This is a genomic window from Dyella monticola (assembly GCF_003363155.1).
Taxonomy (GTDB): Bacteria; Pseudomonadota; Gammaproteobacteria; order Xanthomonadales; family Rhodanobacteraceae; genus Dyella_B; species Dyella_B monticola.
Genome location: NZ_QRBE01000012.1, coordinates 26060 through 52087 on the forward strand (window position 1 = coordinate 26060; position 26028 = coordinate 52087).

The window sequence follows — 26028 nt, forward strand, 5'->3', positions numbered from 1 at the left end:
CGGTGCGAGCTGTATGTCCACAAAGCCGATGTCCACCCAAACGCCCGCGACGTCATGCCATGACTGCATGTATGGCGCACAGGTACTCGACGACGGCACCACGCGCTTCCGCGTATGGGCGCCGGATGCCAGCCAGGTCGACCTGATCATCGACGAGCTCGCCTTTCCGATGGCGCGCGATGCGCAAGGCAATCACACGCTTGCGCTGGAGGTCGACCCGGACACGCGCTACGTCTACCGCATTGGCCATCGCCAGGTTCCCGATCCGGCTTCGCGCGCGCAGCCTGGCGGCGTGCTCGGCGCGAGCATGGTGGTGGACCCGCGTGACTACCGTTGGCAACGCAACGAATGGAACGGTGCGCCATGGCACACCGCAGTCATCTGCGAAGTGCATGTCGGTACGATGGGTGGCTTCGATACCTTGTGCAAGTCGCTACCGCGCCTTGCCGCCGCGGGTTATACCGCCATCGAGTTGATGCCGATCGCCTCGTTCCAGGGCGATCGCAACTGGGGCTATGACGGCGTGCAGCCCTATGCGCCGGATGCCTCTTACGGCAGCGTCGCCACGCTCAAGCATATGATCGATGAAGCACACCGGCTCGGCCTGTCGGTGATTCTCGATGTGGTCTACAACCATTTCGGCCCGGTCGGCAACGAACTGCCCCACTACGCGCCAGAGTTCTTCCGCGCCGACGTGCACACCCCATGGGGCGCAGCCATCGATTTTCGCCGGCCGCAAGTGGCGCGCTACTTTATCGACAACGCGCTGATGTGGATCAACGAATACCGTTTCGATGGCCTGCGCCTGGATGCCGTTCATACGATTGAGCCGCAGGCGTTTCTGGAAGAGCTTGCCGCCGCCGTGCGCCGCACCTGCCTTCCACACGGACGGCAGGTGTGGCTGATCCTGGAAAACGAAAACAACACCGCAAGCCTGCTGAGCGGCGACTACAACGCGCAGTGGAACGACGACGCGCACAATGCGCTGCACGTGATGCTGACAGGTGAGCACGAAGGCTATTACGCCGACTTCGCCAAGAACCCGACCGCTGACGTGGCCAAGGCGCTGGCGGAGGGCTTCGTATTCCAGGGTCAACCCGACCGTCGCGGACATCCGCGTGGCGAACCGAGCAGCCATCTGCGCCCCACCTCGTTCGTGCTGTTTTTACAAAACCACGATCAGGTCGGCAACCGCCCGATGGGCGAGCGGCTTACCTGCCTGGTGGATGATGCCGATCTGCGCGCGGCGATGGTGGTGGTCACGCTCAGCCCGATGATCCCGCTGTTTTTCATGGGCGAGGAATGGGGTTGCCGCACGCCGTTCTATTACTTCACCGCTTACGACGGCGAGCTCGCCGAAAAAGTGCGCAACGGGCGACGCGAAGAGTTCTCGCACTTCGCCGGTTTCACCGATCCGCAACGGCGCGCCCGCATCCCCGATCCCAATGCGTTGGACACATACGCGGCCTCCATTCCGCGTATGCAAGACGACGAACAAGGCGTGGAGTGGAAACACTGGTTCGCCGGCCTGCTGCAACTGCGGCAGCGATACCTTTGCCCGCGCCTGGAGAGCAGCTGCGCGCTGGGCTGCGAGGTGCTCGGCGACAAAGCCCTGTATGCGCGCTGGCGATTGAGCGACGGCCACTACTGGGAAATCGCCTTGAACGTGTCGGGCCAGGACGTATCGCTGCCGCGCGATTCGGCCACCCGCGTGATCTGGATCGAGCCGCAGGATGCGCTTGACGCCCTCGATCGCGGCGTCCTGCAGTCGCATACCGCTGTCGTTTTAGAGAGGGAACTGGAAGGTGAGCGACTCCTCGCTTGATCGTCTTGCGCATGCCGCCGGCATCGCCCTGCATTGGACCGATGCGTTCGGCCAGCACAAAAACGTGCCCGAGGACGTGCTGCACGGATTGCTCCACGCCATGCGCCTGCCCTCGCACGATGTGGCGTGCCGCCAGGGTGCCCTAGAACAGCTCCAGGAACGTGAAAACACACTTCCCGCGCTCATCACGGCGGATACGGGGGAGATGTTTACGCTGCCATTTTCCCTACGCGAGGCGCGCACGGCCGTGCTCGAGGATGAAAGCGGGACGACGCACGCGCTGGCATTCACCGGCGAAGGCGTGTGCCAGGCGCCAATCCGCCATGGCTACTACACGCTCACTTGTGGCGATACTCGGTTGACGTTGGCCGTTGCCCCCAAACGCTGCTTCGGCGTGGGCGACAGCCTGGGGTCGGAAAAGCGTCGCGCATGGGGATTGGGCGCGCAGGTCTATGCCGTGCGCCATCCTGACGACGGTGGCCTGGGCGACAGTCGTGGCGTGGCTGAGCTCGCCGATGCGGTGGGACATGCGGGCGGCGATGCCCTGGCGCTCAGTCCGCTGCATGCGATGAGTCCCATCGCACGGCACTACAGCCCGTATTCGCCATCTGATCGCGGCTTTCTCAACTGGTTGCATGCCGACCCCGCACAGGTGTTTGGCGAGTCCGTGCTGCACGCCGCCATTCATCGCAGCGGCGCGACCTCGGCATGGCAGCAGGCACAGGCGAACGACCTGGTCGAATGGCCAGCGACCTATGCGTTGCGACGCAAAGTGCTGCGCGTGCTCCATGAACACTTCACGCACGCACCCCAGCATTTGCGCAATGACTTTCAACGCTTTGTCGCCCATGGCGGCGACGCATTGAAGCAGCACGCGTGGGTGGCGGCGCGGCAATCGCTGGCGGCACGCAATGACGAATCGACATCGTGGACGCGATGGGAGCACGACTGGCACCAGACATCCACGGCAACGCAATTCGCGCAAGAGCATGTCGCCGATGCAGATTTTGAGATGTTCCTGCAATGGCTGGCCGCACGTTGCTGGGACGCCACCAGCAGGTCCGCGTGCGATGCCGGGCAACGCATTGGCCTGATCTGGGATATTGCCGTCGGCTTCGAACACGGCGGCAGCGAAGCATGGCGCTGGCGTGATGGCGTGCTGGAAGGCCTGGAATTGGGCGCACCACCGGATGCGTTCAACCCTACCGGGCAGAGCTGGGGCATTACCTCGTATTCGCCGTGGGGGCTCAAGGCCAGCGGCTTTCGCCCCTTCATCGAACTATTGCGTGCCAACATGGCGCGCGGCGGCGGCATTCGCATCGACCACATCATCGGCTTTCGCCGTCTATGGGTGTTGCCGCACGGGCAATCCTCCACGCAAGGGGCATATATCGAGCTGCCACTGATGGATCTGCTGCGCCTGACCGCGCTGGAATCGTGGCGCCATCGCTGCATCGTAATCGGCGAAGACTTGGGTACGGTGCCCGAAGGATTGCGCAACGTGCTCGCCGCGCGTGGTGTACTCGGCATCGACGTACTGCTGTTCACACGGGACGAAAAAGGCGATTTCCTGCCAGCGCCGCAATGGCGAGCGAATGCGGTGGCCACCACCACCACGCATGATCTGCCACCGCTGGCGGGCTGGCGTGAAGGGACGGATCTCACGCAGCTTGCCAAGGCGCAGGCATGGGATGAACAAACACTGCTCGAACGCATGCAGGCGCGCCGCAACGACGTAGTGCAGCTGGACCGGGCGCTGTCCGCATCACAGGCTTCACCCGGTGCACGGTCGCCGGTCGATACGCTCTCGCCCGCCCTTCCCTATCTGGCAAAGACACCTTCGCCACTGATACTGATACCGCTCGAAGACGCCCTTCATCGCAACGAGCAGCCCAACCTGCCCGGCACCGTGGATACGTATCCGAACTGGCGGCATCGGCTGCCCGAGAACATCGTCCAAACGCTGCAACCGGTGATGAAATCCATCGACACCGCCATGAAAGAGGCCGCGCCCGCATGACGGAGCTGCGCGCCACGGTCCGCCTGCAACTCAACCGCGCTTTTGATTTTCTTGCCGCGGCCGAACAGGTGCCCTATTTCGCCGCGCTCGGGCTCAGTCATGTCTATCTTTCGCCGATCGCCATGGCGCGCCCAGGTTCGATGCATGGTTACGACGTGCTCGACCCCATGATCGTGAATCCTGAACTGGGCGGCGAGCCTGCGCTCGCCACCTTGGTGCAAACCCTTCACACGCACGGCATGGGCGCGATTGTGGATATCGTGCCCAACCACATGGCAGCCGATGTCGCCAATCCGTGGTGGAACGACGTGCTGGCGATGGGCCGCGCGAGCCGCTTTTCGCATTACTTCGATATCGAGTGGAACGCGCCGGATACGGAAGGCAAATTGTGGCTGCCGATGCTCGCCGTGCCGCTGGAACAAGCCCTGGCGCGCGGCGACATGAAAGTGGAGCGGCACGTCGGCGGCACCACCATCGCGTTGAATGTCGCGGGCACCAAACTGCCAACCTCCGAGCACAGCCTGCGCTTGCTATTCGACCTTGCCGGCCAGGCGTTGCCGCGCTTCAAAGCGGCCGCCGATGCCATCGACGCCGTGCGGCTCGCGATGCAGAACGAAGCCGGTCGCGAGCATATCGATCGCGTAATCGCGCAACTGCATGTCGACAAAGCGTTGATGCGCCGCTTTCTCGACCTGCAACACTACCGTCTCGCATGGTGGCGAAGCAGCGGCCAGGTGGTCAACTATCGCCGGTTCTTCGATATCGATTCGCTGGTCGCCCTGGCGATGGAGCGGGACGATGTTTTCGATGCCGTGCATGCGCTGCCGTTGCGACTGATCCGCGAAGGCATGATCGACGGTTTGCGCATCGATCACATCGATGGCCTCACCCAGCCACGCGAGTATCTGCGCAAGCTGCGCCTTCGCGCGGACCGTGCAGCACGCATCGATCCGCGCCAGATCGCCAGGCGCATCACGCTGCACGTGGAAAAGATCCTCGCGCACGATGAAACGCTGCACCACGATTGGCCGGTAGAGGGCACCACCGGCTATGACTTCATGAACCAGGTCGGCGCCCTGCAACACGACCCGCAAGGCCATGCCGAACTGGCCAAGGCGTGGACCGCATTGACCGGACGCTCCAGGCAATTCGATGACGAAGAACGCGAAGCGCGGCGAAGCCTCCTGGCCTCAAGCCTTGCCACCGATCTGGCCCGTTGCGTACGTGCGTTCGAGCGTTATGTCAGCGATACCCCCGAACGCGGCGACATCACGCCGTTGGCATTGCAGCGCTCATTGCAGGAAATCCTTGAGCGCATGCCGGTATATCGAACGTATCTAGGCACAGGGAGCGCGAGCGATCAGGACCGGCACACACTGGAGCATGCGTTCGAACGCGCGATGAAAGACGGCAACCCCGATCATGCCGCTTATCGCGCCTATCTTCGTCGCTACCTGCTGGAGACCAAGGCGCGGTGGCTCAATACGCTCTCGCAGCGGCGACATTTGCAAACCGCGCGACGCCTGTTCGAGCAGCTATCCACCACCTTGAACGCGAAGGCTGTGGAAGATACCGCCTTCTATCGCTACGGCGTGCTGCTGTCGCGCAACGAAGTAGGAAGCGATCCGCGCGTGTTTTCACTCAGTCCGCGACGCTTTCACGCGATCATGCAGCAGCGTGCGGAAACATGGCCGCGCTCGCTGCTGGCCACCGCCACGCACGACCACAAGCGCGGCGAAGACATTCGCGCAAGGCTCGCGGTGCTCAGCGAACGCGCACCCTGGTTCGTGGATCAAGCCAGCCAGTGGGTGACCGAACTCGAAGGCCCCAGCAGGCCATCGAGGCGCGCGCTGTGGATGTTGTTTCAGACCGTGCTAGCGGCGTGGCCGCTTGGCTTGGACAGCGGCGATACCCAAGCGATGAGTGCGTTCGCCGAACGCGTGGAGCAGTGGCTGTTGAAAGCCGAACGCGAAGCCAAGCTGCAAACACGCTGGACCACGCCGCATCCCGCTTACGAGGACGCCTGCAAAGCGGCCGCCCGCGATGTACTGCTTTCTCCCCAATACCAAACACTTCACCGCAACATCCAGCACGCCGCGCGCAGCCTCGATGCACCCGGTGCACTCAACGGCCTTGCTGCGGTAACGCTTCGCCTGACCGTGCCAGGCGTGCCTGATCTCTACCAAGGCACGGACTATTGGGATCAGTCGCTGGTGGACCCGGACAATCGCCGCCCGGTGGATTACCAAGCCCGCAAAGCCACCTACGATGGCAATTTGTTGCCCGCGCAGCTTCTTTCGGACTATCGCAGCGGAGTGATCAAACAACATCTCATTCACCGCCTGCTGCGCGCGCGCCGGCGCTGGCCGGAGATGTTCGTGCATGGCAGTTATGATCCGCAGGACACCATGGGTCCGCGCGCGGACAACATCATCGCCTTCGTGCGACGCTTCCAGTCCCATCAGCTGCTGGTGGCTGTACCGCGCCTGTGCGCGACGGGCATCACGGAAGACATTCCGTTGGCAAACAAGGATTTCTGGGGCGATACCGCTGTCACCTGCGCCTACGATGACGGCGTCTGCACTTTCACTGATTTATTTACCCATCGTACGCATCAGGCCAGCGCCCAGGGCCTGTCCGCGCGAGCGCTTTTTTCCGAATGGCCCGTCGCCGTACTGATTTCCGAGTCCAGCCCATGAAAACACGCTCCCCCGCTGAACGGCACGCTCGCATCAGCGAAATTGCCCACAGCATCTGGGAATCGGAAGGGCGCCCTTCCGGCCAATCGCTTCGTCATTGGTGTATGGCGGAAAAACTGGTATTGGCCGAAGAGAGACACGCCGCCCAGCGCAACGAAAAACAGCATGCAGGCAAGAAGTCGACCGAATGATGGGGAGCAAGGAGTGAGAATGCCACCCGGATGCTCGCAAAAAAGCGTAGACCGCGCTCGCTGGCAAAACGATGCCGGCCGCGCACGATGCTTTTATCAGGTACCCAGTGGTCGCCAGCGATGAACGTCGCGAGCGAACCGTTCCGACTGCATCGCGGCGCGGAAGCAACCACCCACAGCGCAAGCCTGCGCGAAGGATTGCCCTTTCCCCTCGGCGCCACCTGGGACGGGCTGGGCGTCAACTTTGCGCTTTTTTCCGCGCACGCCACATCGGTGGAGCTTTGCCTGTTTGATGAAGAAGGGCGCGAAACCGAACGCATTACGCTGCCCGAATACACCGATGAAATCTGGCATGGATATTTGCCTGACGTGAGACCGGGCCAGCTCTATGGTTATCGCGTGCATGGCCCTTACGATCCCAAAGCGGGCCACCGCTTCAACCCGAACAAACTGCTGCTCGATCCGTACGCCAAACAGATTATCGGCGAGCTTATTTGGCACGATGCACTATTTGGTTACACGATTGGCCATCCCGATTGCGACCTCAGTTTCGATGAGCGCGACAGCGCGCCCTACATGCCCAAGTCGCGCGTGATCGATCCTGCGTTCACGTGGGGTAACCACTATTGGCCTGGCGTGGCATGGGACCGCACCGTCATCTACGAAGCGCATGTGCGCGGCTACACCATGTTGCATCCGCAGGTGCCCGAATCCTTGCGCGGCACCTTTGCAGGTCTGGCGCAACAACCGGTGGTCGACTATATCCGCTCGCTTGGCGTCACCTCGGTGGAGCTGATGCCCATTCACGCATTTATCGACGACAAGCACCTGCTCAGCGTGGGACTGCGCAATTACTGGGGCTACAACACCATAGGCTTCTTCGCACCGCATCCGCGCTACATGGCCACCCACACGGTGGCCGAGCTCAAGGAAATGGTCGCGCATCTGCACGATGCAGGCCTGGAGGTGATTCTGGATGTTGTCTACAACCACACGGCCGAGGGCAATCATCTGGGCCCGACGTTGTCGCTGCGTGGCATCGACAACGCCACGTATTACCGTCTTGCCGACGACCGCCGGCTTTACATCAACGACACCGGCACCGGCAATACGCTCGATCTGAGCCACTCGCGCGTGCTGCAAATGGTGATGGATTCACTGCGCTATTGGGCCACTGAAATGCGCGTGGATGGCTTTCGCTTCGACCTGGCCACCATTCTCGGGCGCGAATCGCACGGCTTCGATCAAGGCGGCGGATTTCTCGATGCCTGCCGGCAAGACCCTGTGCTCGGCCGCGTCAAGCTGATTGCCGAACCGTGGGATATCGGCCCCGGCGGGTATCAGGCCGGCAAGTTCTCGCCAGGCTGGGCCGAATGGAACGATCGATTCCGCGATGCCACGCGCGCATTCTGGCGCGGCGACGAAGGTCGCTTGCCTGACTTCGCCACGCGTCTCACCGGCTCGGCCGATTTGTTCGACCAGCGCGGGCGAAGGCCGAATGCATCGATCAACTTTGTCACCGCACACGACGGTTTCACCTTGCACGATCTGGTGAGCTACAACAACAAGCACAACGAAGCCAATCGCGAGAACAATCGCGACGGCACCGACAACAACCTGAGCTGGAATCACGGCGAGGAAGGCTACACGGACAACCCGGAGATCCTCGCCCTACGCCAACGGCAGATGCGCAACATGCTCGCCACACTGCTGCTTTCGCAAGGCACGCCGATGTTGCTGGCCGGCGATGAGTTTGCCCGCACGCAAGGCGGTAACAACAACGCCTACTGCCAGGACAACAACGTCACGTGGCTGGATTGGCCGGCTGCCGGCGAGCAACGCCAACTCACCGATTTCGTGCGTCGCCTCACGCGCCTGCGCCGCGACTATCCGCTGTTGCGTCGCAGCCGTTTTCTGCGTGGCCTGGTGGATGAAGAATCGGGCGTGCGCGAAGTCACCTGGCTGACCTGCGATGGCCACGAATTCACTGAGGAGCAATGGCAAAACCCACATGAACGCTGTCTGGGCATGCTGCTCGATGGCCGCGCGAAACCCACCGGCATCAAGCGCCCCGGCGTCGACAACACCTTGCTTCTGCTCATCAACGGTCAATTCGAAGATGTTGAATTCGTATTGCCGGATGCGGCCGGCAAGCCCGAATGGCGGCTGCTGGTCAATACGGCACGCGAAGCGCCAGTGATCGGCGAAAAGCACGTCACCTTGCGTGCGCGTTCGCTTGCGCTTTATCGGGCGCGGCCTATGAAACAGCGATGATGGGTGCCAATGACCTGCATGTCGCAGACTCATGGCACCTGCCGGGTGTCATTCCGGCGAAGGCCGCAATGACACCGAGGCGAGAACGAGACCCTCCTGGCGATTTATGCTCAATTCCCTGCGCGCCGCCTTCCATCGCGCGATGACCGGCTTTAATGAAGACGAACTCTTCACGCACGCCGCCGCGATCGCCTATTACTCAGCGTTGTCGATGGCGCCGATCATCGTGCTCACGCTCTGGATACTCTCTTTGCTGCGTGCCCAGTGGCAGGCTCAGCTCGACCAGACGCTCACCGCCATGATGGGCGATAAAGCCGCGCAGGCAGTCATCCTCATTGTCAACAACGCAAAATCGCGGCCCAAGCTCGGCAATATTGCGGGGGTCCTCGGCCTGGTCGTCACGCTGTTCAGCGCATCGGCCGTCTTTGCGCAGCTGCAAGGAACGCTCAACCGCATCTGGCATGTGGAAGACTCCTCGCGTAACGTCATCGGCCTTTGGCTCAAGGCGCGCGCGCGTGCGTTCGGCCTGGTGATCGGCATCGCCTTTCTGATGATCATCTCCTTCGCGGTCAGCGCGCTGATCCACCTGATGATTCCCTACGGCTCGGTGGCGTGGTCGATAGTGGAGTACGTGGTGTCGCTGGCGTTGTTCGTGGTGGCCTTCGGTGCGATGTATCGCGTCCTGCCGGATACGGATATCACCTGGTCGGACGCAACGCGCGGCGCCTTGCTCACCACCGTGCTGTTCATCCTGGGCAAGTTCGCCATCGAGACGTACATCGGATACGTGAGTATCGGCGGCGCCTATGGCCCTGCTGGCGCACTGGTGGTGATGCTGACGTGGGTGTATTACGCGTCGTTCGTGGTGCTGCTGGGCGCCGAACTTACGCATGGTTTGGCCACAGCTCGGCAGCAAGCGCCGCGCAAGCCCCGCGCGACGTGATGGTCTCCTCGCATTCTTGGCGCAGCGCCGCTGCCTCAAGCCCTGGACGTGAAGCCTATCCTGACATTACGTGTGCACTGCGTTGAGATGGACAGTGCCATAGTCGCCCGCATTCCTCGTTTCCACCACGCGGCCTCGGGTCAAGGTAAGGCATGTCGCTGATACTGATCATCATCTTGCTGATCATCCTGTTCGGCGCACTGCCTACCTGGCCGTACAGTCGAAGCTGGGGTTACTACCCGTTTGGTGGCGTGGGCCTGGTGGTGGTAATCGTTATCGTTTTGTTGTTGCTTGGCATTCTTTGAGGCAATGGCTGCCTGGACGGAGCCCTTTGTGTAACGGACAAGAATTAGAACAATGAAAGCTTCCGTCTACTGCATGACCCATACCCTCGAGCAAACCGAAGCCATCGTCGCCGATCTGAAGCGCGCTGGTTTCGGCCGTCAGGATGTTTCGGCCCTGCTGCCGGACCTGCGCGGCACCCGCGATTTCGCCTACGAACACGATACCAAGGCTCCGGAAGGCGCTACCGCCGGTGGCGTGGCCGGGCTCGGTGCTGGCGCTGCGCTAGGATGGTTGGCCGGCATCGGCGCGCTCGCCATTCCCGGCATGGGTTCGTTCATCGCCGCAGGTCCCGTGATGAGCGCCTTGAGCGGCGCCGCATTGGGCACCACGGCCGGTGGCATTGCCGGTGCACTAGTCGGTGCTGGCATGCCCGAATTCGAAGCGCGGCGCTTCGACGGCAAGATCCGGCAAGGCGGCATGCTCATTTCCGTGCATGTGGAGAGCGCCAATCAACGCAAGGCGGCACGCGGCATCTTCGAACAGCATCATGCGGAAGACATCACCACCGGCACTGAAGCTCATGCGTCGACCCGATGATCTCATGGCATTACACCGGCGCTCGATCGCAGCCGCGCTGCACAGAACGGTACGTGTATTGATGCCGGGCACACCGCGGCATGCAGGCTCGCTGCCAGTCGATGCAGCCACCGAAAAGCCCCTCCTGCTGCGCGAACGCTTGCGCACGGCATTGACGCCCCAGCGCCTGATACTCAGCTCCGCCAGCCAACGCGAAAATCGCTTTCAACACGCGGTGCGCGCGCGCATGGGCGTGCTTCCCCATTTCTTCGACACGATTGCAGCTGCGCCAGGGCTCACCGAGCAACTATGGCAACACACCCGCGGTGCCTATCTGGACAACCCCTTGCCGACGTTGTTCAAGGAACGTCTGTTCGTGCACCTGTCGCGCTTTTGCGAAGTGCGCTATTGCATCGTCCGGCATGCCGGTTTTCTGCTCGGCAAAGGCTATCCCGCCGGCGATGCATCCGCGGTGACGCACACCGTCGAGCAGGTCATCGCGCTGGTGAATCGCCCGGTGCCCAATGCAGCGCGGCTGGAGGTGTCGCTCGCGCGGTTGGAAGCGCACATGAAACCCGTACCGATTCCCGCACCGGGCACCTCGGATGAAGAAGATCTGTTCGACGCGCTGACGATCATATTCCTGGTCCCTGCCCGATCCGCGCAGGCGCGCGCTGCCGTGCGACGCGCCGTAGGCGACGGACATTTCGAATACATGTCGGCCTTGCTTGCCTTCATACGGACCGCGCATTACTGGACCGAGACACACCCGGATCTCACCTACGAAACGGACATGATCAAGCTCATGGCGCAGCGCCAGGACCTGGCGCGCGTGCTGCTCGATACGGCCGATGCAGAGTGGTTGCATACGGGCGATGCGTTGCGCGAAACGCTTACCGGCCAGCTTCAGGTGCTCAATACGGAACTGCAGCACCGCACGCGCAACTTGCTCAGTGTCATCCAGGTCATTTTCGAACGCACACGTTCCAAGCACACAGTGCTGGACGATTTCGCCGACATATTCGCTTCGCGCCTGCATGCCATCAGCCGCGTGCAAACGCATTTGTCGCGCCTGGTGCGCGGCGACAAAGTCACCTTCGACGGACTGCTGCGCGCGGAATTGGCGGCACATGCCGTATCCCATCAGCAGATTACGCTGGACGGCCCCGATGGCGTGCGCCTGCGCTCCAGCACGCTTCAGACCTTTGCACTGGCCATTCACGAGCTGGCCGTCAATGCTGTGAAATACGGCGCACTCTCCTGCTCCACCGCGCATCTTACCGTGCGCTGGAACGTGGAACACACCGACGACCCGTCGCCCATGCTGCACGTGCATTGGCAGGAAACCGGCGTGACACTGCCCAGCTTGAGCGATACCTCGCAGCCCGGTTATGGCCGCGAGCTGATCGAGCATGCCCTGGTGTACCAGCTCAAGGCAAAAACGCATTACGAGCTGACGCCTGACGGCGTATGCTGCTCCATTGCCGTGCCGATCCTCACATGCCCGACATGAATCGTCGGGTGTGCCCAGGCTGGATCAGGCGATAACAACCCTGCTTACGGGCTTGCTCCGAGCGTGTCTGTACACGCCATGTAGGCAAAGTGGCGAGTACACATAGACATCTTTCATACATCGACGCCTTAAGGACATAGACGCCTTCAGGCAGGGGACAGACTGCACATGGCTTCTTATAGATTGAGCGGCAAATCGGTTCTTATGGTGGAAGACGAATTCCTCATCGCGGACGCGCTGTGCTCCGCCTTCGAAATGGAAGACATGCGTGTAGTGGGCCCCTTCCCCAACGTCGCCAGCGCCATGGAAGCGCTCGACCAGGGCGCGCAAGCGGACGCAGCCGTACTCGATGTCAATTTGAACGGCGAACGCGTGTTTCCTCTCGCCGATCGCCTGATGGCCGATAACGTGCCGATCGTACTCACCACCGGCTACGATGAAGATGCCATCCCACGCGACTATGCGCATCTGCAGCGTCTGCAGAAGCCGGTGCATCTGCGTGAGTTGTTCGGTTGTCTCGACTTGCTGGTCAGCAAGTAATCAAACCCGCTTTCCCGCCGCAGGCGCCCCCGATTTGGCGCCTGCGGCGACGGCTCATGCGATCAGCCATGCAGACGGTGCAGCGAATGTTTGAGCTGACTCATCTCGTCATGGCCTGATCGCACGGATTCGTACGCTTGCTCGACCGCCGCCAGCGATGAGGCGGAAAGCTCACCGCTGCGGATCGCATCGTCATACTTTGCTTTGATCCGATCCTCGCCCCGCTCCACTTCGTCGACCACCGACAAATCACCCGACTGCACGGTGGCGCGCAGATTCACGAATGCACGATGCATGGACGCAAGCAAGGTACCTTCGTCCTCGGGTTGTCCGCCAAGCGCCGTAACCTGCGACTGCAGCGAATGGAACGCCGCCATCCGTTCGTCTACCCGGCGTTGAAAAATCGCCTTGAGTTCGGGATTCCGCGCATCTTTGGCGGCCTCGCCATACCCTTCGGCGCTGTCGATGGTCACCTCGATAAGGCGATTGAGAATGGCGATGTCATCGTTATTGCTTGACATAGGCGATCTCGGTATCACGTGCCCACGGCCATGCTGGCGTAGTCCGCCGCAACGATCCGTGGCGAAGCGCTTTCTTGCAGTATTTGCGGATCGGTAATCTTGCCATCGGCCGTATTGAGCGGCAAAGGGGGGCGAGCTGAAGCAACGATGTCTTCATAGGCGCGGGCGCGTGGCTCAGCGAACCGGATGAAGCCTTGGCGGCATCGGGATGCGCGCCACGTTGCTCATGGGAAGCGTCACGCGACCTTCACGATCCAACGCTTGTATCTCCAGCACCAATTTGGCGTTGCGTTCGATGAGCCGGTGATTCTGTGCCAGTAGCTGACCGCAAAGACGCTCCAGATGTTGCAGGCGTTGATCGGGTGAAGATGTCATGGCTTCGCCTCCATTGCAGATGAAAATGACTATCCACTTTTTCAGGTGAAGCAAGTGTCTGTAGTACGCCGACCGTGCGCGCAGCTTTTTTGTGCATTCGCATGACGGTGCCTTCGTGCCAGAGAAAGGCGCTTCACCCCATTAATTGCTTGCACATACCCGATGCGCATCAGGGCACTGGTACCCAATGGCAGGCTTATGCCATGCGCTACCTGAGAAAATTTTTCTGCACGTGGTTCGGTAAATATTTCCACCAAGCAACTCATTTCCGCCCATAACGCGGGCGGACCAGTGGCACGGATGTTGCGAAACATCTGGAGGCGAAAGCGCCGCTGTTTTCTTTACAGGAGCACGTCATGAACCGAAATTATCCCCAGCATCAACCCTTCCGCGATACCTCACGTTTCAGCGACCCGGACCGCTACGCGATGAACCGGCCCTCGCACTACGACGACCCATCACGCTACGACGATGCCTCCCAGTGGAACGACGCCCAGACCGCACGCTGGCTGTCTCATTACGGTGGCACCACACAGCGCGGCGAACAACGCGATTACGGTACGCGCGCAAACCAGGACCGTTCCGAATACGAACAGGCTTATGGCAATCGCCGGGAGCGGGAAATGCCCCGTTACGGGCAACGCGCCCAGGAAACCTGGGAAGGTTATGCGCCGGAAGAACCATGGCGGCAGCACGGCGCCGAGCGCATCTGGCCGGCCCAACATGGCAGGTACGGTTGGCGCGGCGAAGACGACGATCAGGGCACGTTGAATTTTCAGCCGGGCGAACGGGGCTATGCGCCGACCTATGGATCCACCTATCGTCGCCCTGAAGAAGGCTATGAGAATTATCGCGGCGATTACGGCGGCCCATCACCACGAAGCTGGGCCAGCGAAGGCGATGTGCTTTCCTCACGGCCACATGGCAGCTCCCATTTCGGCAAAGGCCCCAGCGGCTATACCCGCTCGGACGAGCGCATTCGTGAAGACGTCTGCGATCGATTGACGGAGAACCCCTATGTGGACGCCAGCGCCATCCAGGTGACGGTGGAAAATGGCGTAGTCACGCTGCAAGGCCAGGTCGGCGAGCGCCAGATGAAGCACCGCGCCGAGGATTGCGCCGAACATATCAGCGGCGTCAAGGACGTCGAAAACCGACTACGTGTGAGCCGCGATGCCTGGAACGAAGATCAAGACCAAGACCAAGGCGGAAATTCGCCATTGCGCGATATCTGAGCGCATATAGAGAACCCGGCACTTTCCATGTGCCGGGTTTTTCTTGTTGCAACATCTCCTTCGTAAAAGCAGGCATTCCTTCTCCTGCTGCATCATGTGTTTTTATGGCTCTGCTGGCCGGCTTTCACGTGTTGCTCGTGGGTTCCCCCACTGCTTTGCCTTCCTGCGGCCACATGCTGCTCGTGGGAGGCATGATCACCGCCGCCAGCTTTGCCACCTTTGCTGGCGATCTTGCGCTGCTTGGATTCGTCCATCGATGCGAATCCGCGGTTGCTTTTCTCGTTAGTCATGGAACTACTCCAGTGAAGAACAAAAATGTCCGCCGTTGGGCGAACGGTTCGCACTCTATAAGCCCTGAAGTCAAAGCGATTTGAGACCGTCGTGAAAGGCCTTTCGCGTCGGTGATAGGCATGTCGCACATAGAGAAAAATTGCCGTGCATAACAGCACGTGCATACGCCTGCCTGGTTGCAATTCGACGCTCCCGGGCGTCTTTACAGCTTATTTTAAGATGGAATGAACGGATGCGAGGCGTATGTTCAAGTACGCTTGCCAAGCCATATGACAACCTATGTTGTTCAAGCGAACCACATTTGATTTTCTTCCCACCAGGTCTATCAACATGTTCGAAGAACACGCCCCCGCCTCGTCGAACAAGCCCGATCAGGAACGACTCACGCTCACAGACATGCTTGCCATACGCCTTTCCTATGAGCGCATCACTCTGGAGATGCACGAGTGCCTTGTCGACAAATGCCGCCAGAGCAAAGACCCCGTCATCCGCGCCATGGACCTCTCCGGCCTGGAGCTATTCCTTGGCATACTCATCGAACACACTCACCTTCTTACTCAGGCGCTGGACGTGCTCGGCGACAGCACCACCACCAACCGGCTGGAAGAGGAGCATGAACATTTCCTGCTTATCGCCAAAGCGGCCCGGGCACAGGCGTGCGATCCACAGGTGAAAGTGTTGCCCTCGCTACAGGCGCTACTTTGCGTTGAGCAAATCAACGAAGTGGCTTGGGGATTGTTGCTGGCACTGATGAAAGATGCGGAGCTCCAGCGCTTCGTCACGCCTTTCCAACGCGCATGCGCCCGTCACCACGAGCATCACGTGGCTGTTCAGCAATCGTATGAAGTTGCCGCCCTTGGCTTGGTGCGGCGCAATCATTTGACGATGAAGTTCAAGCGCCCGCTGCAAAGCACGATAGTAGGTCGTGCGGGTGTGTTTTCTGTCGATGCTCGCCATTCGTAGCGCCCTCGCGTGTTCATGCGAAACCGCAGGCGGCAAGAATAATGGCGAGCGAACAGGCAGAAGCGTTCACTTCCTCTTTGCCATACATTCACGCCCTTCGCAGGCGGCAGGTTCAACACTGATTACTCCCTGAGATACGCGTAGCGAGTGCCTCTATGTCCGATCACGACGAAGCCAACGTTTCTCTCCGGGGTTTTGCGGCCATGGATGAGCGCAGACGCCGTGAAGTAGCCAGCCTTGGCGGCCGTACCGCTCACGCAAGAGGGCGTGCGCACCGCTTTACCCCCGAGGAGGCACGCAAGGCCGGCCAGAAAGGCGGCAGCCAGATCAGCCGCAACCGCAAGCATATGGCTGAGCTTGGCCGGCACAGCCCGCGCGAAGAGGTCGTCGAAACTGTCGAAGAAGCATGGACCTGACGCAAACTACGTTACTGATCAGCATCCTTGCTCTTGCGGTGTTGGTGATTCTTTATCAACTGAAAGCCAACGCCAGTCACCCCTCACGCATTCACGGCGATATCAGTAAGGAAGACCGGCGCTTCTTGCGCCAGGCCGTGAGCGTGTCCGCCACGGAGGTAACACTGAGCCAGGTTGCGCTTAAGACCTCCAGCGCCGCGCCCGTGCAATACATGGCCAAGCGCATTGTCGATGATCAGACGCGAGTCAACCGCAAACTGGCAAACCTGGCGTGGCGCTACAACGTGCATGTTTCGGCGGAGCCCGGGCCGGACGTACGTCAGCAAGCCAAACAGTTGCGCGCGCTGCGCGGCAGCGCGTTCGACCAGGCCTATGATGAGGCGATCGTGGAAGATCATCGCAAAGCCATTCATTTGTTTACGGCGGCCATCGCCAGCAGCAATGCGGACATTCGCCACCTTGCCGAAACGACACTGCCCACACTCGATCTGCATCTGAAATTAGCGGAGGAGCTCGATCCCCATCCGGCAGCGACGCCACTTCCGCCGATGTAATTGAGCGTGGTCATCCACGACCCGTCCACTTCGAAACGGGCATGCTGAATCGCCTCTGCGCATCGGCATGATCGGAGGTATTTATGCGCGAACCTGCACCGTCCGTGCTGCTTGTCGACGACGATCGTGCATTCCTGCATGCCGCGGGCGCGCATGCCCAATCGCGCGGCTTCGATGTCATGACCGCCTCCACCGTGAGGGATGCCTCCTCAGTGATCGCACAAGGTCATTCTCCGGATCTGATGCTGATCGAACTGACCCTGCCCGACGGCAACGGGCTGGAGGTCATTGCGCATCTCGATCCGTATCGCAGCGCCGATGTAGTGGTGGTGACCGGCTGTCCCGACGTGAACACTGCCATGCAGGCCATTCGATTGCATGTCGACGATTACATCGTCAAACCGGTCGATGGTGGCCGTCTGGACGCCTGGTTCGATCATGCATCGCTGCGCGCAGGCCTGCGCAACGGCCACGATCGCGAGTTGGATCAATGCGGTGAAATGATCGGCGCGTCATGCAGCATGCATCGGCTATTCAAGGCGATCCACCGCATCGCGCCGCTGGATAACACCGTGCTGCTGCACGGCGAAAGCGGTACGGGCAAGGAACTTGCGGCACAAGCGCTGCATACGCTGAGCGGACGACGCGGCCATTTTGTCGCGGTCAATTGCGGCGCCATCCCGCCGGATTTGCTCGGCAGCCTGTTGTTCGGCCACGAGCGTGGCAGCTTTACCGGCGCATCCCACGACCACGCGGGTTTTTTCGAGCAAGCCCAGCGTGGCACCTTATTTCTGGATGAATTCATCGAGATGCCGCCACCGTTGCAAACCTATCTGCTTCGCGTGCTCGAAACACGCATGGTGACGCGCCTGGGTGCGCAGAGCCAGCACGAACTCGATGTGCGCGTGATCGCCGCATGCAATCGCGACCCGTGGCTCGCCGTTCGCAATGGCCAGCTTCGTCACGACGTGTATTACCGCTTGTGCGACTTCCCCATCGCCATGCCACCGCTGCGCGAACGCGATAACGATGCGGTACTGCTGGCCATGCGCTTTCTTGACCGGCTCAACGCCAAATACGATACGCAATGCGTGTTGACCGATGCGTCGCTCGACTGCATACAAGCTTACCCGTGGCCTGGCAACGTGCGCGAACTCCAACATGTGGTGCAGCGCGCGTACCTGACAGCAGAGAATGACCACGTGGACGTCACATCGGAAATCCGCGCGCGCCTGGCCTCGCAAGAGGAACGCGCGATCGGCCTTTGGGATGGGCAAACGCTGGATGAAATCGAACGCAAGGCCATCGAACAGGCCTTGCGTCACTGTGGAAACGACAAGACGCGCGCCGCCAGAGTGCTGGGTGTCAGCGTCAAGACTATCTATAACAAGCTGCTGCGTTATCGCAAAGCCGAGCAGACACTACGAAGCCACTGATCAGGTGACATGCAAGGACACCCTCTTCTGTCGCGGGCATGCACCAGGCAACCGGGCGCCAACTTGGCGGTGGGGCCGGATCGTCAATGGGTGCCGGCTCTGGCGTTGGATCGACACAAGGCGGACGGCCAGGCTGCGGAATGGGCGCGCCCGTATCCGGCAGCGGCGGTGCCGGGCTCGGTGGCTTCACTGGATCCGGCGGAGGCGCCGGCTGCGGTTGGACGAAAATCGGAAAAACAGGCAACGTTTCGATCATTGCATTCATACGCGGGAACATGCCCTTTTTGTAAGGCGTGGATGCGCAAGCACTTGCCCGGGAAAGCAGGCATTTAAGCGTCGGGGATGCGCCAGCATGCGTGACAGTGGGAAAAAAACTTGCGCAGGAAACATCAACGGACTCATCCACAATTGGCCTCAGGCCGGGGTTTCCAGCCCACATGTGAAGAAGCCTCTCCGCTTTGGCCGGCAGCGGCCTGAATCATCACAATTTTCACGCTGCCATTACGCGTTCGCCATCATCTTGAACCGTCGGCATCAAAGAAAACGGGGCGCCGGAGGAAACGGCCAGCGATCTGACAGATCGTTCAGGGAAACGTAAAGGCGATATTGCTCGGCCCGATCTTGAAACCGCATGCGGTTCTGACTTAAAACGATTTTTGCAGGATTTGTTTGCTTACCCGTGCATGCATAAAAGGCGCAGTGCTGTGCTCGACTGAACCGAGATCAGACGCTGCATTGACCGCCCGGCTTTACATGCTTCGAGTCACGCCATGCCGCCTGCTTCGCTTCACAACAGTCGATTTCATTCGTCGTCCTCTGATTGCGCCATTTTTGTCTTGGATCACCGCGGTCACATCACCGCCTGCCATGAAGGCGGCGCACTGTTCAGTACGTTCGAACCACGCGAGCTACTGGGCAGGCACTACGCCAGTTTGTATGCCGGTGATCACATCGAAGCGTTGCTGGATGCCGCCCTTCACGCACACAGCACGGGACGCCCGGCACGCACCGAAGCATGGCTGGCACGAAAGAAAGGTCGACGCGCCCGTGTGGAAGTGGCCATCCATGTGATGAAAGGCTCAGGTGAAGGCCCGCGCAGCTTCGCCATGATCGTGCGCGACCTGCAACCGGACCGAAAAGTGCACGATCATCTGCGCGAATGCGAACGACGCTTTCGCCTGTTCGCGCGTAACGTTGCCGATTACGCCATCTGCATGCTCGACCCGCAGGGAATCGTGCTGGACTGGAATTTCGGTGCGCAGAGCATGGCCGGTTACTCGGCCAGCGATATTATCGGTCAGCCGTTTTCCATGCTGTTCGAGGAGCATCGGCGCGTCGGCGGCCTTCCCTCGCAGCTTCTACGCACGGCCATGCAGAACGGTCGCGCGAATACCGAATGCGAGTTGCTGCGCGCCAATGGCGAACGCTTTCCGGCCGAAGTCATCATCGAGGCCATTCACGAAAGCGATGGTTCATTGCTCGGCTTTGCACAGATCACGCGCGACTGCACGCATAAGCAGGTGACCGAACGGCGCCTGCATGAGGCGCGCGAGCAAATCGTCCATGCCCAGAAGATCGAGGCCATCGGTCATCTCACCGGCGGCATCGCCCATGACTTCAACAACGCGTTGCAGGGCATCATCAGCTCGCTGGAGCTTGCTTCGCTATGCCTTGATCACCGCCACACCACACAAGCCAAGCGACACGTGATGGTTTCGCTCGATGCCGCCCTGCGCGCCGGCCGGCTGACGCAGCGGCTGCTTTCGCTGGCACGTCGGCAGACCACATCCACGCATCGTACGAATGTCGCCAAGGTACTGCTCTCCATGCGTGAACTCCTGGAACGCACGCTGGGTGATGACATCACATTGGATGTCACTCATCCTGACGAGCTTCCCTGGGTTGCGTGCGACAGCGGCCAATTGGAAAGCGCGCTGGTCAATCTGGCGGTGAACGCGCGCGATGCAATGACTGGCCACGGGCACCTGAGCATGACGTGCCGTTTGTGCAGCGCCGACGATAACAGCGTGCAGGTTCAGTTGGATCGCTCTCACGAGACATATATCGAGATCAGCGTCGCCGACGACGGCCCGGGCATGTGCGAGGAAACACGGCGTCGCGCCTTCGAGCCGTTTTTCACCACCAAACCCGAAGGACGCGGCACGGGTCTGGGCTTGTCGATGGTCTATGGGTTCGTTACGCAGCACGGCGGCGCCGTGGACATTCACAGCATGCCCGGTGCCGGCACGTCTGTGCTGCTTTATCTGCCATGCGATCAGGCCAAGCTGGAAAACCCCACGCCGAAAGGTCAACCGACAGCGCCGGATCTGCGCGGCTGCCACATCCTGGTGGTGGAAGACAACGAAACCATTCGCCATTCCGTGGCCGCGCGGTTGCGACAACTTGGCTGCCACGTTTCCGAGGCCGCTTCCGGCGATGAAGCGCTCGCTGTACTCGCCGCGCGCCCGTCATGGGATTTGCTGTTGTCGGACATCGACCTACCTACGATGGATGGCTACGATCTGTGCTGTCAGGCACGCAAGCAATTCCCTGAACTGCGTGTCATCTTGATGACCGGCTACGCCGACTCCGAACGGTTGGACGTCAGCGAACTGGATGGCCCCACCGAAGCGCTGATCAAGCCGTTCGATATGGGCGACCTCCTGGCCAAAGCGCAATTGCTGCTGCAGGCCGCCCATTGACCCTGCATGTGGCAGGTTGCGTGCCCCCTGCCCTGGCAAGCAAACCACACGGCGAAATCAACAGGGCGTCTCAGTAGGTCGGCGGCCCTGCCGCGAATGCACGCAGATCGTCCACCAGTTGCTGATAGCGGTGATCGTGCGTATCGCGGTTGATCGAGCGCAGCACGGACGATGGGTGCCAGGTGGCCATCGCATCGATCCCGCCCGCTAGCTTGAACCAGCGCCCGTGACTCTTGGTGAGCTGAAAAGTCGTGCCAAGAAAGGCCTGTGCCGCCATCGCTCCCAGAGCCAGGATGCGCTGCGGATGCACTTCGCGAAGTTCTGCCGCCAGCCATTCACGGCAGATCGCCTGCTCCGCGGCGTTGGCACGCTTATGCAGGCGCCGCTTGCCGCGCAACTCATATTTGAAATGCTTGACCGCATTGGTGAGATACATCTCGCGACGCTGCAGGCCGCTTTCGTCCAGCGCGCGGTCCAGCAGTGCGCCGGCAGGCCCCACGAACGGTTCGCCTATCGCATCCTCCTGCAAACCCGGCTGCTCACCGATCAGCATCATGCTGGCGTGCACCGGCCCCTTGCCGAATACGGTCTGCGTGGCGTGTTTCCAGAGCGGGCAGTCGTGACAGCGACCGGCCAGATCGCGCAGCTCTCCCAACGACCCTGACGGCGGTGGCAAGGTCGAGGGCCGTGCCAGCGGGGACTCCCACGCCGATCGTGTGTGAAGCATCTGGTTCATCTTCACATCGCCAGGGCGAAGCTTCCGATGCGGCTTATCGAAATGGTGTGCAGATTCAGTCAAGAATCACGTCCATAAGCGGTTCAAGGTACGCCGCGCGAGCGAGGGCGGTGAAGCGCAGTTACCGTTGTGGGTGGGAACCCTTTGTGCGTTCGGCCGATGCGCGACTGCGCTGACCACCTTTCTTGCCCAGTTCCGCATACCCTTCGCGCCCCAGTTCCTGCCTGCGCGCCTCGCCGCCCTGCTTGCCGAGTGCGGAATAGCCTTCCGAGCCCAATTCCTCCTTGCGTGCGGCCCCGCCTTTTTTTCCGAGCGCCGAATAACCTTCCGGGCCGAGTTGTTCTTTGCGTGCTTCACCACCTTTGCGGCCAGCTTCGCTCACGGTCATGGCGCCCTTATGTGGGTCACGCTGTCTCCTGCTCATGCCTTTCAACCTCTGCAGTGCGTACAAAGTTCATCGCGCTGATCTAAGCGACTGTGCGTGCAGCCAACATGCCATCGGTTGTGTGATGCTTTCGTACTTCCCATACAAAAAAACAGCGGAATTTGCGCTACGTCACATCGCAGCAAGCGCTAGTGAGTGTGCTTGTGCTTGCGCGCGGGAACCCTGTCATGCATATGAATGGCGGCACGATCATTACATCGGGCTAGCGTCCGATTCACCCTTCCGCCACTGGGTCGCGCAGTAGCTTTTTCCGGGACGATGATGAACGGAGCGAGCGGCTCATGACCAAGAAATCCCACGCAGTAACAAAAGCGCCCGCACGGCTGCTCAAGCGCCGCATGACGGCGCTGGAGCGCAATGTGGCCACCACCACGACCTTGACCAGCCTGAACGATCCTGACGACACCACGCTGGGTTTCGGGCCGCGCAGCCTGGACCACGACCGACGTACAGAACGCCTGAGCTATCGCGACCCGGAAGAGTCATGGCAAGGGCCCTTGCGCCTGGACGAAACCAACTACAGCGTGGAGCGACTCACGCTGCCCGAAGGCGGCTACAACGAATACGCGGACGAATACAGCTCGTACCGCGATGAGGAAGGTATGCCGGGGAGTCACGGCCCCGATTTCGCAGGTGTGTGGCAAAACCCCCAATACATGGACTCCAAGGCGAGCGAATTGCTGGACGAACTGCCGCCCAGCAACCCAAGCCCCGCGTATGAACCCGATGATCCCGACCTGGGATTTCGTCTCACCGCCGAAGACCTCGAAACATCGCCCGACCGCGGTGACTACTTCAACGATGCGCCGGAAAAATCGCCAGGCTTTGGCCATCACGCCCCCTCGCACGACCAACATGCGGACGAGCTGATTCGCGAAGAGGTCTATCAAGCGCTCGATTGCCGCGCGGATATCGATGCGCCGAACATTTCGCTGCACGTACGCCGCGGTGTCGTCACGATCGAAGGCGAAGTAAGCGATGCCATCGTCCGACATCGCATCGAAGAATGCGTGGATGGCGTCGACGGCGTGAAGGACATCAACAATCGGTTGCATCTTTCCGCACCGCAGTCGCGCAAGCCGTGGAGTGACGAATAGTCCGGGAACGGCAACCGTTCCCGGTATCAGGCGCAAACACACCCAACGACCCATCCTCGTATCCCTCCCCAACGCGGAGGGGGCTGAAGCGTGAGCTGTCACCCCAACGCTTGCCGCACATCGCCCCGAGTGCCACCATCGACGCGCTGCGACGTCATCGCATGAAGCTAGGACTCCCGCGCCTTGGCGGCACGGTATAAGTATGGGCGGCAACGCCCGCAAGGGCGCAGGGAAGCATCGATTCCCGAACTATCTGTTGGCTCTTGCGGGGTTATCGAAAGACCGGGTCGATCGCGACACGTCTTCGATCTTCATTGCGTACACCAGAAGGAGGGATGGTATGAACACACGACGCATCACCATGGCGATCATCGCCACTGCGCTTGTAGCGAGCCTGGCGTGCAACGCCGCGGCGGCTCAGGGGCTTGGCAGTCTGGGTGGAAAACTCGGCGGTGCGCTGGGCAACAGCGGCTCGCTGAGCTCCGGCAACATGGGTAACGTTGCCGGAATACTGCAGTACTGCGTGAAGAACAACTACCTCGGCGGCGCTTCCGGTGCATCCGGCATTGCCGGCAAGTTACTCGGCAAAACGCAGGGCGGTTCCAGCAATGCAGACTATCAAAGCGGCCTGAGCGGTATTCTCAAAGGCAAAGACGGTCGCACCACCAACCTCGCCAACGTAGGTGGCGGCAACAGCGATCTGAAATCCAAGATCACCACCAAGGCTTGCGGTGTCGTGCTCAATCAGGGGCGCAGCTTCCTCGGACACTGATAACGCGCGGCCATGCAACAAAAAACGCACCGGCGAAACACCGGTGCGTTTTTTGTTGTGATCCAGGTGGAGTGATTTCCCTGTCGAGCCGGACGAGACAAGCGCAGGCCGCCTATCGCAGAATGCCGCATTCTGCGGCACAGCCTAGTGGACATGCCCATGACCTCTGTATTTCCCGCCCGCGCGCGCTCCACCCTCTCGGATATGCCAACGCTCCTGCAAGCGTTGCGGGAGGCGGCGGCGACCATGCTGGCGGCGCTGGCGACACTGGTGTGCACGTGGATCATTGCGCCCGGCCCGGGCTCGGCGGTGCTCGCGGTGGTGCTGACCGTTTCGCTCTCGCGCAGCCAACTCGATCGCAATGTGCGCGGACGGCTGGAAGCAGCCTTCGTGCTTCCGCTGGTCGGCCTTGCCGCCTTGGGCGTGGCCATGCTGCTTCGCTTCGCACCATGGTTCGGTGCGGCAGCATTCGTGGCAGGCATGTTCGTCTCCATCTGGCTGCGCCGCTTCGGACCGATGGCGCGGCGCGCCGGCAGCCTCATTGCGCTTCCGTTCGTTACATTGCTCACCGTGCCGCATGTCCATGTCACCCAGGGCGGCAAATTACCGGCGGTACTCGTTCCCATCATTGTGGCCTTGCTTGCGCTGTTTTGGGTGGCGGTGTGCCATCTGCTGGTGCGTCGTATGCCGTGGCGCACGTCCGCAGAAGATGCCGAACCGGCCGCGAGCACCCCCGTCCGTCAAAACCGTTCGGGGTTGCAGGCCAGCACACGCATGGCGGTACAGATGGCGATCGCGTTGGCGGCCTCTTTTGTGGCCGGCTACGTGTTTTTTAGCGAACGCTGGGCCTGGATCGTGCTCACGGCATTTGTCGTAAACAGCGGCAATCGCGGTCGCCTGGACGTGGTTTACAAAAGCGGACTGCGCGTACTCGGCGCAGCCGTGGGCACCGTGTTCGCCTTGATGTTCAGCCTGCAAACCGGTTTCGTCGGCACGCACAGCGGCACCCTGATCCTTGTCGCCGTTTTTCTCGGCATATGGCTGCGCCCCTTCAACTACGCGTGGTGGGCGCTGTTCATCACCATCGCGCTCGCACTGCTGCAGGGATTTGACGGCCATCAGCCATCGGCCATTCTTTTGCTACGCCTGGAGGAAATCCTCATCGGTGCGATCATTGGCATCACTGCGGCATGGCTTGTAGTGCCAGTGCGTTCCACCGATGTGCTCAGGCTACGTATGGCGCATGCATTGGCCGCGCTTTCCGAAGCCTTCGATCCGCAGGTGTCCACACGCAGCATCGCGCGCTTCGACGATGCGTTGAGTCAGCTCGATCAGATGGCACCACCTTTCCGGGCGACGCGTCTACTGACGCGACGGATACACGCCTTACAACCCGCCGACTGGATCGACGCATTGCATGCATGCCGGACACCGGCGCGCGGTCTAATTACGCAAGGCGTTGCGCCCGGCGAGGTACGCAGAGCCATTGGTACAGCACGCAAGGCTGTGAAGGAACCGGAAACCTTGCTACCCGCGCTGAAATATCTGCAAGGTGTGTTGCAAGGCAACGCGGACTAAGCTGCCTTTTGAGAGACGTCCCGTGCAACGCCACGTCGCCT

At 60.9% G+C, this 26028-nt stretch carries 24 protein-coding genes; 19 read left to right on the top strand and 5 right to left on the bottom strand.

Features of this window, described 5'->3' with window-relative positions; translation table 11 throughout:
• Positions 1 to 13 precede the first annotated feature (13 nt).
• The 10 genes from treZ (at position 14) to DWU98_RS17090 (ending at position 12866) form a co-directional block, all read left to right on the top strand.
• The gene (gene treZ / locus DWU98_RS17045) at positions 14 to 1825 is read left to right on the top strand and encodes a malto-oligosyltrehalose trehalohydrolase (protein ID WP_230474893.1); all 1812 of its coding nucleotides are present in this window, start codon (positions 14 to 16) and stop codon (positions 1823 to 1825) included.
• Positions 1806 to 3845, top strand: coding sequence for a 4-alpha-glucanotransferase (malQ, locus tag DWU98_RS17050; protein ID WP_115496774.1), 2040 nt, complete (start codon positions 1806 to 1808; stop codon positions 3843 to 3845). Before treZ ends, malQ begins: the two co-directional genes overlap by 20 nt.
• The gene (gene treY, locus DWU98_RS17055; RefSeq protein WP_115496775.1) at positions 3842 to 6544 is read left to right on the top strand and encodes a malto-oligosyltrehalose synthase; all 2703 of its coding nucleotides are present in this window, start codon (positions 3842 to 3844) and stop codon (positions 6542 to 6544) included. The genes malQ and treY overlap by 4 nt, the downstream gene beginning before the upstream one ends.
• Positions 6541 to 6735, top strand: a complete 195-nt coding sequence (locus DWU98_RS17060) for a DUF2934 domain-containing protein (RefSeq protein ID WP_115496776.1) — start codon at positions 6541 to 6543, stop codon at positions 6733 to 6735. Before treY ends, DWU98_RS17060 begins: the two co-directional genes overlap by 4 nt.
• Positions 6736 to 6855: 120 nt before the next feature.
• Positions 6856 to 9009, top strand: coding sequence for a glycogen debranching protein GlgX (glgX, locus tag DWU98_RS17065; protein WP_230474894.1), 2154 nt, complete (start codon positions 6856 to 6858; stop codon positions 9007 to 9009).
• Positions 9010 to 9115: 106 nt separating this feature from the next.
• Positions 9116 to 9952, top strand: a complete 837-nt coding sequence (locus DWU98_RS17070; RefSeq protein WP_115496778.1) for a YihY/virulence factor BrkB family protein — start codon at positions 9116 to 9118, stop codon at positions 9950 to 9952.
• A 152-nt stretch (positions 9953 to 10104) separates the two neighbouring features.
• The gene (locus tag DWU98_RS17075) at positions 10105 to 10257 is read left to right on the top strand and encodes a DUF3309 family protein (protein ID WP_115496779.1); all 153 of its coding nucleotides are present in this window, start codon (positions 10105 to 10107) and stop codon (positions 10255 to 10257) included.
• Positions 10258 to 10309: 52 nt separating this feature from the next.
• Positions 10310 to 10834 carry a hypothetical protein gene (locus DWU98_RS17080; protein WP_115496873.1) on the top strand — a complete coding sequence of 175 codons (525 nt, stop codon included), beginning with the start codon at positions 10310 to 10312 and terminating at the stop codon, positions 10832 to 10834.
• On the top strand, positions 10818 to 12326 hold the full coding sequence (locus DWU98_RS17085) for a sensor histidine kinase (RefSeq protein WP_230474895.1): 1509 nt from the start codon (positions 10818 to 10820) through the stop codon (positions 12324 to 12326). Before DWU98_RS17080 ends, DWU98_RS17085 begins: the two co-directional genes overlap by 17 nt.
• A 168-nt stretch (positions 12327 to 12494) precedes the next feature.
• On the top strand, positions 12495 to 12866 hold the full coding sequence (locus DWU98_RS17090) for a response regulator (protein ID WP_115496781.1): 372 nt from the start codon (positions 12495 to 12497) through the stop codon (positions 12864 to 12866).
• 62 nt (positions 12867 to 12928) lie between these two features.
• On the opposite strand, the gene DWU98_RS17095 is transcribed toward DWU98_RS17090, so the two are convergent.
• The gene (locus DWU98_RS17095) at positions 12929 to 13387 is read right to left on the bottom strand and encodes a PA2169 family four-helix-bundle protein (protein ID WP_115496782.1); all 459 of its coding nucleotides are present in this window, start codon (positions 13385 to 13387) and stop codon (positions 12929 to 12931) included.
• Positions 13388 to 13561: 174 nt separating this feature from the next.
• A complete protein-coding gene (locus tag DWU98_RS17100; protein WP_115496783.1) occupies positions 13562 to 13762 on the bottom strand; it encodes a hypothetical protein in 201 nt (66 codons plus the stop codon).
• 356 nt (positions 13763 to 14118) lie between these two features.
• On the opposite strand from DWU98_RS17100, the gene DWU98_RS17105 reads away from it, so the two are divergent.
• Positions 14119 to 14997 (top strand): BON domain-containing protein, encoded by an 879-nt coding sequence (locus DWU98_RS17105; RefSeq protein ID WP_230474896.1) that lies wholly within the window; start codon positions 14119 to 14121, stop codon positions 14995 to 14997.
• A 92-nt stretch (positions 14998 to 15089) separates the two neighbouring features.
• Here DWU98_RS17105 and DWU98_RS17110 read toward each other — a convergent pair whose 3' ends face one another.
• The gene (locus DWU98_RS17110) at positions 15090 to 15287 is read right to left on the bottom strand and encodes a KGG domain-containing protein (protein ID WP_115496784.1); all 198 of its coding nucleotides are present in this window, start codon (positions 15285 to 15287) and stop codon (positions 15090 to 15092) included.
• A gap of 280 nt (positions 15288 to 15567) precedes the next feature.
• Here DWU98_RS17110 and DWU98_RS17115 point away from each other — a divergent pair, with 280 nt between their 5' ends.
• From DWU98_RS17115 to DWU98_RS17135, 5 genes are all read left to right on the top strand, one after another.
• Positions 15568 to 16251 (top strand): hypothetical protein, encoded by a 684-nt coding sequence (locus DWU98_RS17115; protein ID WP_115496785.1) that lies wholly within the window; start codon positions 15568 to 15570, stop codon positions 16249 to 16251.
• Positions 16252 to 16406: 155 nt separating this feature from the next.
• On the top strand, positions 16407 to 16667 hold the full coding sequence (locus tag DWU98_RS17120) for a stress-induced protein (RefSeq protein ID WP_115496786.1): 261 nt from the start codon (positions 16407 to 16409) through the stop codon (positions 16665 to 16667).
• Positions 16658 to 17221 carry a DUF4142 domain-containing protein gene (locus DWU98_RS17125; protein WP_115496787.1) on the top strand — a complete coding sequence of 188 codons (564 nt, stop codon included), beginning with the start codon at positions 16658 to 16660 and terminating at the stop codon, positions 17219 to 17221. Before DWU98_RS17120 ends, DWU98_RS17125 begins: the two co-directional genes overlap by 10 nt.
• Before the next feature lie 83 nt (positions 17222 to 17304).
• Positions 17305 to 18657, top strand: coding sequence for a sigma-54-dependent transcriptional regulator (locus DWU98_RS17130; RefSeq protein ID WP_115496788.1), 1353 nt, complete (start codon positions 17305 to 17307; stop codon positions 18655 to 18657).
• 770 nt (positions 18658 to 19427) lie between these two features.
• A complete protein-coding gene (locus DWU98_RS17135) occupies positions 19428 to 21359 on the top strand; it encodes a hybrid sensor histidine kinase/response regulator (RefSeq protein ID WP_115496789.1) in 1932 nt (643 codons plus the stop codon).
• Between the two features lie 70 nt (positions 21360 to 21429).
• Here the strand turns inward: DWU98_RS17135 and DWU98_RS17140 are convergent, their stop codons facing one another.
• Together DWU98_RS17140 and DWU98_RS17145 are read right to left on the bottom strand one after the other, a co-directional pair.
• Positions 21430 to 22095, bottom strand: a complete 666-nt coding sequence (locus tag DWU98_RS17140) for a UdgX family uracil-DNA binding protein (RefSeq protein ID WP_230474897.1) — start codon at positions 22093 to 22095, stop codon at positions 21430 to 21432.
• 121 nt (positions 22096 to 22216) lie between these two features.
• Positions 22217 to 22519, bottom strand: coding sequence for a KGG domain-containing protein (locus DWU98_RS17145; protein WP_115496790.1), 303 nt, complete (start codon positions 22517 to 22519; stop codon positions 22217 to 22219).
• A 302-nt stretch (positions 22520 to 22821) separates the two neighbouring features.
• Here DWU98_RS17145 and DWU98_RS17150 point away from each other — a divergent pair, with 302 nt between their 5' ends.
• From DWU98_RS17150 to DWU98_RS17160, 3 genes are all read left to right on the top strand, one after another.
• Positions 22822 to 23637, top strand: coding sequence for a BON domain-containing protein (locus DWU98_RS17150; protein WP_115496791.1), 816 nt, complete (start codon positions 22822 to 22824; stop codon positions 23635 to 23637).
• 340 nt (positions 23638 to 23977) lie between these two features.
• A complete protein-coding gene (locus DWU98_RS17155; protein WP_115496792.1) occupies positions 23978 to 24409 on the top strand; it encodes a DUF2501 domain-containing protein in 432 nt (143 codons plus the stop codon).
• Between the two features lie 159 nt (positions 24410 to 24568).
• Entirely contained in the window at positions 24569 to 25987 is a 1419-nt protein-coding gene (locus DWU98_RS17160) for an FUSC family protein (protein ID WP_158545103.1), read from the top strand.
• The last annotated feature ends 41 nt before the right edge of the window (positions 25988 to 26028 follow it).

Excerpts from the sequence above, each read along its gene's own strand:
- treZ (WP_230474893.1), top strand. The coding sequence starts at position 14 with ATGTCCACAAAGCCGATGTCCACCCAAACGCCCGCGACGTCATGCCAT.
- treY (WP_115496775.1), top strand. The coding sequence starts at position 3,842 with ATGACGGAGCTGCGCGCCACGGTCCGCCTGCAACTCAACCGCGCTTTT.
- DWU98_RS17060 (WP_115496776.1), top strand. The coding sequence starts at position 6,541 with ATGAAAACACGCTCCCCCGCTGAACGGCACGCTCGCATCAGCGAAATT.
- glgX (WP_230474894.1), top strand. The coding sequence starts at position 6,856 with ATGAACGTCGCGAGCGAACCGTTCCGACTGCATCGCGGCGCGGAAGCA.
- DWU98_RS17070 (WP_115496778.1), top strand. The coding sequence starts at position 9,116 with ATGCTCAATTCCCTGCGCGCCGCCTTCCATCGCGCGATGACCGGCTTT.
- DWU98_RS17075 (WP_115496779.1), top strand. The coding sequence starts at position 10,105 with ATGTCGCTGATACTGATCATCATCTTGCTGATCATCCTGTTCGGCGCA.
- DWU98_RS17080 (WP_115496873.1), top strand. The coding sequence starts at position 10,310 with ATGAAAGCTTCCGTCTACTGCATGACCCATACCCTCGAGCAAACCGAA.
- DWU98_RS17085 (WP_230474895.1), top strand. The coding sequence starts at position 10,818 with ATGCGTCGACCCGATGATCTCATGGCATTACACCGGCGCTCGATCGCA.
- DWU98_RS17090 (WP_115496781.1), top strand. The coding sequence starts at position 12,495 with ATGGCTTCTTATAGATTGAGCGGCAAATCGGTTCTTATGGTGGAAGAC.
- DWU98_RS17095 (WP_115496782.1), bottom strand. The coding sequence starts at position 13,387 with ATGTCAAGCAATAACGATGACATCGCCATTCTCAATCGCCTTATCGAG.
- DWU98_RS17100 (WP_115496783.1), bottom strand. The coding sequence starts at position 13,762 with ATGACATCTTCACCCGATCAACGCCTGCAACATCTGGAGCGTCTTTGC.
- DWU98_RS17105 (WP_230474896.1), top strand. The coding sequence starts at position 14,119 with ATGAACCGAAATTATCCCCAGCATCAACCCTTCCGCGATACCTCACGT.
- DWU98_RS17110 (WP_115496784.1), bottom strand. The coding sequence starts at position 15,287 with ATGACTAACGAGAAAAGCAACCGCGGATTCGCATCGATGGACGAATCC.
- DWU98_RS17115 (WP_115496785.1), top strand. The coding sequence starts at position 15,568 with ATGTTGTTCAAGCGAACCACATTTGATTTTCTTCCCACCAGGTCTATC.
- DWU98_RS17120 (WP_115496786.1), top strand. The coding sequence starts at position 16,407 with ATGTCCGATCACGACGAAGCCAACGTTTCTCTCCGGGGTTTTGCGGCC.
- DWU98_RS17125 (WP_115496787.1), top strand. The coding sequence starts at position 16,658 with ATGGACCTGACGCAAACTACGTTACTGATCAGCATCCTTGCTCTTGCG.
- DWU98_RS17130 (WP_115496788.1), top strand. The coding sequence starts at position 17,305 with ATGCGCGAACCTGCACCGTCCGTGCTGCTTGTCGACGACGATCGTGCA.
- DWU98_RS17135 (WP_115496789.1), top strand. The coding sequence starts at position 19,428 with ATGCCGCCTGCTTCGCTTCACAACAGTCGATTTCATTCGTCGTCCTCT.
- DWU98_RS17140 (WP_230474897.1), bottom strand. The coding sequence starts at position 22,095 with ATGAACCAGATGCTTCACACACGATCGGCGTGGGAGTCCCCGCTGGCA.
- DWU98_RS17145 (WP_115496790.1), bottom strand. The coding sequence starts at position 22,519 with ATGAGCAGGAGACAGCGTGACCCACATAAGGGCGCCATGACCGTGAGC.
- DWU98_RS17150 (WP_115496791.1), top strand. The coding sequence starts at position 22,822 with ATGACCAAGAAATCCCACGCAGTAACAAAAGCGCCCGCACGGCTGCTC.
- DWU98_RS17155 (WP_115496792.1), top strand. The coding sequence starts at position 23,978 with ATGAACACACGACGCATCACCATGGCGATCATCGCCACTGCGCTTGTA.
- DWU98_RS17160 (WP_158545103.1), top strand. The coding sequence starts at position 24,569 with ATGACCTCTGTATTTCCCGCCCGCGCGCGCTCCACCCTCTCGGATATG.